At 29.0% G+C, this 8,458-nt stretch carries 9 protein-coding genes; 8 read left to right on the top strand and 1 reads right to left on the bottom strand.

Features of this window, described 5'->3' with window-relative positions; translation table 11 throughout:
• Positions 1 to 213: 213 nt before the first annotated feature.
• Positions 214 to 666, bottom strand: coding sequence for an XrtF-associated fRMsr-like GAF protein (locus ABWP78_RS08080; RefSeq protein WP_353170393.1), 453 nt, complete (start codon positions 664 to 666; stop codon positions 214 to 216).
• Positions 667 to 792: 126 nt separating this feature from the next.
• Between ABWP78_RS08080 and xrtF the strand changes: the two genes are divergently transcribed.
• The 8 genes from xrtF (at position 793) to ABWP78_RS08040 (ending at position 8,367) form a co-directional block, all read left to right on the top strand.
• Positions 793 to 1,287 carry an exosortase family protein XrtF gene (gene xrtF / locus ABWP78_RS08075; RefSeq protein ID WP_502905477.1) on the top strand — a complete coding sequence of 165 codons (495 nt, stop codon included), beginning with the start codon at positions 793 to 795 and terminating at the stop codon, positions 1,285 to 1,287.
• On the top strand, positions 1,268 to 1,714 hold the full coding sequence (locus ABWP78_RS08070) for an exosortase F system-associated membrane protein (protein WP_353170391.1): 447 nt from the start codon (positions 1,268 to 1,270) through the stop codon (positions 1,712 to 1,714). The genes xrtF and ABWP78_RS08070 overlap by 20 nt, the downstream gene beginning before the upstream one ends.
• A 30-nt stretch (positions 1,715 to 1,744) precedes the next feature.
• Positions 1,745 to 2,164 (top strand): HYC_CC_PP family protein, encoded by a 420-nt coding sequence (locus ABWP78_RS08065; RefSeq protein ID WP_353170389.1) that lies wholly within the window; start codon positions 1,745 to 1,747, stop codon positions 2,162 to 2,164.
• A gap of 47 nt (positions 2,165 to 2,211) precedes the next feature.
• On the top strand, positions 2,212 to 4,485 hold the full coding sequence (locus ABWP78_RS08060; protein WP_353170387.1) for a TonB-dependent receptor: 2,274 nt from the start codon (positions 2,212 to 2,214) through the stop codon (positions 4,483 to 4,485).
• Positions 4,486 to 4,610: 125 nt separating this feature from the next.
• On the top strand, positions 4,611 to 4,961 hold the full coding sequence (locus ABWP78_RS08055; RefSeq protein ID WP_353170385.1) for a heavy-metal-associated domain-containing protein: 351 nt from the start codon (positions 4,611 to 4,613) through the stop codon (positions 4,959 to 4,961).
• Between the two features lie 82 nt (positions 4,962 to 5,043).
• Positions 5,044 to 6,189 (top strand): 8-amino-7-oxononanoate synthase, encoded by a 1,146-nt coding sequence (locus tag ABWP78_RS08050; protein WP_353170383.1) that lies wholly within the window; start codon positions 5,044 to 5,046, stop codon positions 6,187 to 6,189.
• 76 nt (positions 6,190 to 6,265) lie between these two features.
• On the top strand, positions 6,266 to 6,940 hold the full coding sequence (locus tag ABWP78_RS08045; protein WP_353170381.1) for a tetratricopeptide repeat protein: 675 nt from the start codon (positions 6,266 to 6,268) through the stop codon (positions 6,938 to 6,940).
• 71 nt (positions 6,941 to 7,011) lie between these two features.
• Positions 7,012 to 8,367, top strand: a complete 1,356-nt coding sequence (locus ABWP78_RS08040; RefSeq protein ID WP_353170379.1) for a UDP-N-acetylmuramate--L-alanine ligase — start codon at positions 7,012 to 7,014, stop codon at positions 8,365 to 8,367.
• Positions 8,368 to 8,458 lie beyond the last annotated feature (91 nt).

Here is an 8,458-nt window from a genome sequence, read left to right as displayed (position 1 = left end):
CCTATTTTTTTGCCACAGATTTCACAGATTTCACAGATTTTATCGGTGATAATCCGCTAAATCCGTGAAATCCGTGGCAAAATTTTTCATTTGATTGCATCACATTAAAAAATAAGGCGAAATGTAATTTAAGCAGTTAAACAGTTCGTAATCATAGCTTTAAAATTATATTAAAATTTTTAATCGGACAACAATGATTTTATTTAGAAAAAATTAAAAAAGTGAAGCTACTTCTTCGTTTACAAATTCTAAAAAACGTTCATCTGCTTCTGTAAATGGATCGATAACGTGACTGTCAATATCAATTTGACCAATATTTATCCCGTTTACAAATAAAGGCACCACAATTTCAGATTTTACAGTAAAGCTACAAGCAATATAATTATCTTGAGCAGAAACGTCAGGAACAACAAAGTTGGCATTGCTTTCTGCTACTTGTCCGCAAATTCCTTTTCCAAATGGTATAACGGTATGATCGGTTTCAGCCCCAACATAAGGACCAAGATGTAATGTTTTGGTTTCGTGATTTGCAAAATAAAATCCAACCCAATTGTAATATGAAATGGAATCTTGTAATAATTGACAAATACGAATAAGCTTTTCATCTCTATTTTCATTACTGTTAATGATGTTTTTTACTTCTGATTTTATATTTTCAAATTCCATTTTTTATTTTTTTGTAAAATTATACATAAATAAGAAAGTAAAAATTATATTTTTGTTAAAATTAAAATTTTGAAAAACATATTTCAGCAACATAAGGTATTTTTTATTTTTCTGGCGAAATTTCTTTTGTGCTATTTTATAGTTACGATAGTATACTCGTTTTATTTAAATCAATGCCACACACAAAATAATGAAATTGATGGTATTACGCATTTTGTAGCAGAACAAACAAAAAATACGCTTGTTTTTTTTGGTGCAGATTGTGAGATATTCAAACATGAATTTGAGCCATCATATAAAGTCATCTATAATTCCAAATACATTGCCCGGATAGTTGAAGGTTGTAATTCGGTAAGCGTAATTATTTTATTTGCTACTTTTATATTTGCCTTTTCAAATAAATTTATTGCTACTTTTTTATATATTTTTTTGGGTTCGATATTGATTTTCATATTGAATATTTTTAGAATTGCTATGCTAACTACAGGGCTTTATAAATATCCAGAATACGGCACTTTTTTACACGACATTCTTTTCCCATTGGTTATTTATGGAGTAGTTTTTATATTATGGATTGTTTGGGTGCTAAAATTTTCAGCGTATGCAAAAGAAAAAAAGTAAAATCTTAGATATTGCAATTATTGGCATTTTGGTAATTGCCCTATTGCTAATAAGAATGTTTGAAAAAGAGTTGTTTTATGATCCTTTTCTAGATTTTTTTCATAGTGATACGAAAAATAAAATGGCACCTGAATTTAATACTTTTAAATTGTTTTTAGGACTTTTATATAGGTATTTTATGAACAGCATATTTACAGTTATGATAGTTTATTTTTTATTTAAAGACATTTCAATAGTAAAACTTACCTCTTTTTTATTGTCATTATTTTTTATTATTTTAATTGTAATCTTTTTCAGTTTATTACATTTTTCTAAATCGCCAGATTATTTATTTGTTTTCTATGTTAGAAGGTTTCTGATTCAACCTTTATTTTTAATTTTATTTGTTCCAGCTTTTTTTTATCAAAAAAGTGTTAATAAACAATAAGTTATTTAAAAATATCATAAATTTGCGCTAATGAATTTTAAAAAACACACAAGTATTTTTTTAGCATTATTTATTTTATTAGTAAATAGTAGCGCTAGTTTGGTATTGCATTTTTGTAATGACCAAATTGCTTATGTCTCTTTAGTATATCAAAATAATAAATTAATTGATTCTGCATCTGAAGATTCTTGTTGCGCTTCAGATTCTATAGAATCGGAAGAAGAAGGTTGTTGTTCCAATGAGGAAATCAATACCGAAAACAAAATTGATTATTCTATTTTAAAAGATTTTCAATTTGATTTTTCTGCTGTACATTTTTTAAATGAAACACCTGAATTTTTTGCTAAAACAGCTTGCTTTTATTCAAATAAAAAAAATGTAGATTACTATTGTAATTCTAACGCACCGCCTTTTTATAAACTCTATTCTCAACTTATTTTTTACGCATAATTTATATCGTTTTTAGTTTTTTAAATTATAAACTTTATTAATTAATTATGTATAAAATCTTATTTTTGGTCTTAATGCCATTATTTTCTTTAGCACAAAGTAGCGTTCAAGGAAAAATTATTAACAAGGAAAATTCTCCTGTCGCAAAGGTAAAAATTACAATTTCAGAATTAAATTCCATTTTGTATTCTGATGAAAATGGCTCGTTTACTTTAATTCAAGGAAACCGAAATCTAGTATTAATTTTAGAAAAAGAAGGTTTTCAAACACTTCAAATGCAACAAAGTGTCAAATCTGATTTTACTATTCAATTAGAAAAAACAGCTTCTGAAAGCAATATTGCAACTGTAACTATTGTAAAGAAGCAAAATACGTTAGGTAGAAAACAGAAAGCAGTTACCAATACGCAAAATTTATCGCAAGGCGAATTACAAAAAGCGGCGTGTTGTAATTTATCGGAAAGTTTTGAAACAAATCCGTCTATTGATGTAAATTTTTCTGATGCCGTTACAGGTAATAAACAAATTAAAATGTTAGGATTAACTAGTCCGTATATTTTAATGAGTGAAGAAAATATTCCAGCCATTCGAGGTGCGTTGCAGGCAACAGGTTTAAATTTTATTCCTGGAACTTGGGCAGAAAGTATTCAAATTACAAAAGGGGCGGGGAGTGTAGTAAATGGATATGAAAGTATTTCGGGTCAAATAAATTATGAGTTAATTAAACCTCAAAAAGAAGACCCGTTTTTTGCTAATGTTTATGCCTCTAATGATGGCAGATATGAGATTAATACTCATTTTGGCAATAAATATTCAGATAAATTAAGTTCATTAGTTTTAGTTCACGGAAATACCAGAACTAGTAAAAATGATATGAATCACGATGGGTTTTTAGACAATCCCTTAGGAAAACAAGTTAATATTTTAAATCGTTGGCAATACAATCATGCAGAAAAAGGAATCGTTTCGTTTTTAAATATAAAATATTTTTCAGATGAAAAAACGGGTGGAACCATAAACGACAATTCGCATGAAATGGTGATGAATCCCAATTTATGGACAAGCCATGTGAATACAGATAAAATAGAAATTTCCAACAAAATTGGATATGTTTATCCAGATATGCCTTTTCAAAGTATTGGTTTTCAACAAGCCTTTCAGTATAATAAAATGCATTCTGAATTTGGAGATAAAACACATCATATTCATCATAAAAATTATTTTTCAAACCTTATTTTTAATTCGATTATTAACAATACAAAGCATAAATTCATTACGGGTTTGAATTTTAATTATGATACATTTGAAGAACATTTAGAAGCCAATTTTATGGCGGAATATGACAGAATTGATACTTCAATTGGTTCGTTTTTTGAATATTCTTTCGATAATTTAAATAATTTCAGTTTCGTTTTAGGTGCCAGAGCGGACAATCACAACAGATTGGGCTTATTTTTCACACCTAGAGCTCATATTAAATATAATCCGTTCGAAAAAACTACGTTCCGTTTTTCTGCAGGAAGAGGAAAAAGAGCCTCAAATATTTTTGCTGAAAACATAAATGTTTTGGCTAGTTCTAGAGATATTGTTATTAAAAATGATAACGGAAAATTATATGGTTTAAATCCAGAAATAGCATGGAATTATGGAACAAGTTTTATTCAGAAATTCTATCTTTTTGGAAAAGAACATGAATTGGTTGTGGATTATTATAAAACAGATTTCAGCAATCAAATTGTGGTGGATTTGGAAAATGCAAGGCAAGTGACTTTCTCTAACTTAAATGGAAAAAGTTTTGCAGAATCATTTCAAATTGAATGGAATATTAATTTAATGACGCATTTAAATGTTAGAACGGCCTATAAATATTTAAATGTTAAAACCGATTATGCGACCGGATTATTAGATAAACCTTTACAAGCTAAAAATCGTTTCTTTGCTAACATAGCTTATGAAACGCATATTTTGGAAAAAGGACAGCAATGGAAATTTGATGCCACTTTTAATTGGATTGGTCAGCAAAGATTGCCAAATACACAAGCAAATCCAGTTCAGTATCAATTGACTGAATATACGCCAAGTTATCAGCTTGTAAATGCGCAAATAACACGAACATTTTCAAGTACATTTGAAATGTATTTAGGAACCGAAAATTTAGGAAACTTTAAACAGAAGAATGCCATAATTGCTTCGGATAATCCGAACAGTCCCTATTTTGATAGCACCATGATTTATGGCCCAGTTTTTGGTACGATGTATTATGCAGGAATACGATTTAAAATAAAAGATAAAAAAGAAGTAGAAAATCATAATAATCATTAAAATAGTGCAACACAGATTAAACAGATTTTTTAAAATTTAAATAATTTATATAATCTGTGTTCAAATAAAAATTATAGATATTAACTTGAGGATTAGTTGCCAAGTTCCTCGTAAAAACCAAATTTATGAAAAAAATAGTAGTAGTACTTTTAATTGCCTTTTTGGGAATGAACGCAAACGCACAAGAACAACTTAATAAAAATAAAAAAGTAGAAGTTGAAGTCAATGGCGTATGTGAAATGTGTAAAAAACGAATCGAAAAAGCCGCTTATTCTGTAAAAGGAGTTAAAAGTGCAACTTGGCATGCAGATCATCAAGATTTACATTTAATTATTGATGAAACAAAATGTACTGTTTTAGACGTAGAAAAAGCAATTGCAAAAGCAGGTCATGACACTAAAGATGTTAAAGCTACTGACGAACAATATTCGAAAATCCATGGCTGTTGTAAATATCGAACCGATGATGTACATTAAAACTAGTATTTTTTACTAGATAATTAGAATTAACATTTATTTATAAAATAGAAGTCCTACATTTGTGGGACTTTTTTATGCCTTGGAAAAAATTACTATAAAAATATTCGAAACTTGTAAAAACTTGCCAGAAAATTGGAATGCAGTTGCTGCTGAAAACCATTTTCTGCAATTGCCTTATTTAGAGGTTTTACAACGCTCAGCTCCAACAAATATGCAATGTTTTTATATTGGATTTTATGAAGATTCTGAACTAATTGGTGTTTCTTTAGCCCAATATTTAGATTTAAATAAATTAGAATCGTTTGGTGAAAGAGATAATCATTTTAAAAAAATTATACGTAATTTTATTTTTCGAAATTTTGCTTCACATACATTGTTTATTGGAAATAACATGATTACCGGTCAAAATGCTTTTGCTTTCAACAAAGATATTAGTTTTAAAGATATTAGTTTTATTTTGAGACAAAGTTCAAAACAATTAGAGGCGTATTTCAAACAAAAAGGGATTAAAATTCATTTGGTTTCGTTTAAGGATTTTTATCAAAATTGTGCTGTCGAATTTAAAAAGTATGCTTTCGATAAAGTTTACGAATTCAAAACACAACCTAATATGATTTTCGAAATACCATCAAATTGGAATTCAAATGATGATTATTATAACGCCTTTTCAAAAAAATATAGAGACCAATACAAAAGAGCGCACAAAAAATTTGAAGGAATTTCTGTAAAAGAATTAGATGTAAATGAGGTAGTTTTATTTGAATCAAGAATAAATGAATTATATCATTATGTAGCTAAAAACGCACCTTTTAATACTTTTTTCTTGGCAGAAAACCATTTTTCAACATTTAAAAAACAATGTGGAGATGGCTTTAAAATTTTTGGTTATTTTTTGGAAGAAAAACTTATTGGTTTTCATTCTGTTTTAATAAATGACGATGTTTTAGAAACGTATTTTTTAGGATACGACGACCAAGTTCAAAAAAATAAAATGTTGTATTTGAATATGTTATATAACATGACGGAATTCGGAATTTCTCATAATTTCAAAAAAATTATTTTCGGAAGAACGGCATTAGAAATTAAAAGTTCTATTGGAGCAACACCAGTTATGATGTCGGGTTTTATTTATCACAGCAGCAAATTAGTCAATACATTTTTAGGAAAAATATTTAAAAATCTAGAACCCGAAACCGTTTGGCAGCAACGTCATCCTTTTAAATAAATAAAACAAGTATTAGCAGCTCTTTTTTATTGAAAAAAACGAAATGTTTTCTTATTTTTGAAAATAATTTAAAATTATGAAAAAAATTCTATTCCTTTTCTTACTCTTTTCTCAATGCATGTTTTCTCAGACTTTATTTGAGAAAGCTGAAAAGTTATACAAAGAAAAAAAGTTTGAAGAAGCCAAAGGATTGTTTGAAAGTTATTTAAAATCGGCTCCCAATCATCAAAAAACAATTGAGTATTTAGGTGATATTGCAGGAAATTCAAAAAAATGGGATGTTGCAATTTCTTATTATAAAAAATTAAAACTTCAAAATCCAAACAGTGCTACTTATTGGTATAAATATGGCGGCGCATTAGGAATGAAAGCCAAATCTATTAATAAGTTTAAAGCGCTTGGTATGATAAGCGATATAGAAACTGCTTTTTTAACCGCTGCCAATTTGGATAAAAAACACCTTGAATCCAGATGGGCGTTAGTAATGTTATATATTGAATTGCCAGGAATTATTGGCGGTAGTGAAACCAAAGCAGTAAAGTATGCTGATGAACTTATGGCCATTTCAAAAGGTGAAGGTTATTTAGCCAAAGGCTATATTGATGTGTATTACAAAAGATATAAAGCTGCAGAAGTAAATTTGATAAAAGCACATCAATTAGGTAAATCAGCCATAACGTATGATAAGTTGTATGATTTATATATGTATAAGTTAAAAGACAAAGAAAAAGCACAAAATATTAAAAAGTAATTAGTAAAGGGTTTTTGGTAAATGGTATACGTTACCTTTCACCAAATGCCTTTAACCATTAACCATACAAAATGCGTACACATTTCATAGCCATTGGCGGAGCAGCCATGCACAATTTAGCATTAGCGTTACATAATAAAGGATATCAAATAACAGGTAGCGATGATGCTATTTTTGAACCTTCTAAATCTCGTTTAGAGAAAAAAGGACTATTGCCTATTGAAATGGGTTGGTTTCCAGAAAAAATCACAACGGATATCGAGGCAGTTATTTTGGGGATGCACGCAAAAGAAGATAATCCAGAATTGTTAAAAGCACAAGAATTAGGATTGAAAATTTATTCGTATCCTGAATTTTTATACGAACAATCTAAAAATAAAACTCGAGTTGTAATTGGTGGTTCTCACGGAAAAACAACTATTACTTCTATGATTTTACACGTTATGCATTATCATAACATTGAAGTGGATTATATGGTTGGCGCACAATTAGAAGGTTTTGATACGATGGTGCATCTTACAGAAACTAACGATTTTATAGTTTTAGAAGGCGATGAATATTTATCTTCTCCTATGGATAGACGACCAAAATTTCATTTATATCAACCAAATATTGCCTTACTTTCAGGTATTGCTTGGGATCATATCAATGTGTTTCCTACGTTTGAAAATTATGTAGAACAATTTAGTATTTTCACTTCGCAAATTACAAATGGTGGTATTTTAGTATATAATGAAGAAGATGTAACCGTAAAACATGTGGCTGAAGAAACTACGAATCCAATTCGTAAAATTGCTTATCAAACACCAAGTTATACTGTTGAAAAGGGAACGACTTTGTTAGACACGCCTGAAGGACCAATGCCTATTGAAGTTTTTGGCGCCCATAATTTGAATAATTTAGCAGGAGCCAAATGGATTTGCCAATGTATGGGTGTAGATGAGGTTGATTTTTACGAAGCGATAGCTACTTTCAAAGGCGCAAGTAAGCGTTTAGAAAAAATTGCAGAAAGTAGTAATAAAGTGGCTTACAAAGATTTTGCTCATTCACCAAGTAAAGTTTCAGCTACTACAATAGCAGTAAAAGATCAATATCCAGATAGAAAACTAATTGCTTGTTTAGAATTACACACTTATAGTAGTTTGAATGCTGAATTTTTAAAAGAATACGAAGGCGCATTAGACGCAGCAGATGTTGCGGTTGTTTTTTATTCGCCAGATGCGGTAAAAATCAAACAACTAGATGAAGTTTCTTATGAACAAATTGCACAAGCATTCAATAGAAAAGATTTAATAATTTATACCAATCCAACAGAATTTAAAGATTATTTATTTGCTCAAGAATTTAATAATTCCGCTTTACTTTTAATGAGTTCGGGGAATTATGGTGGATTGAATTTTGATGAAGTGAAACAATTGGTCGATTAGACAATTAGTCAATTTGCCAATGATTTAAACCTCCATGAGTTATCGACTCTCGTAGGGTTTTTTGTGTATAAAATATTATTTTTTGGTTTCA

It is taken from the genome of Flavobacterium sp., from assembly GCF_040402955.1.
GTDB lineage: Bacteria > Bacteroidota > Bacteroidia > Flavobacteriales > Flavobacteriaceae > Flavobacterium.
This window is presented reverse-complemented; position numbering and strand designations above follow the sequence as displayed.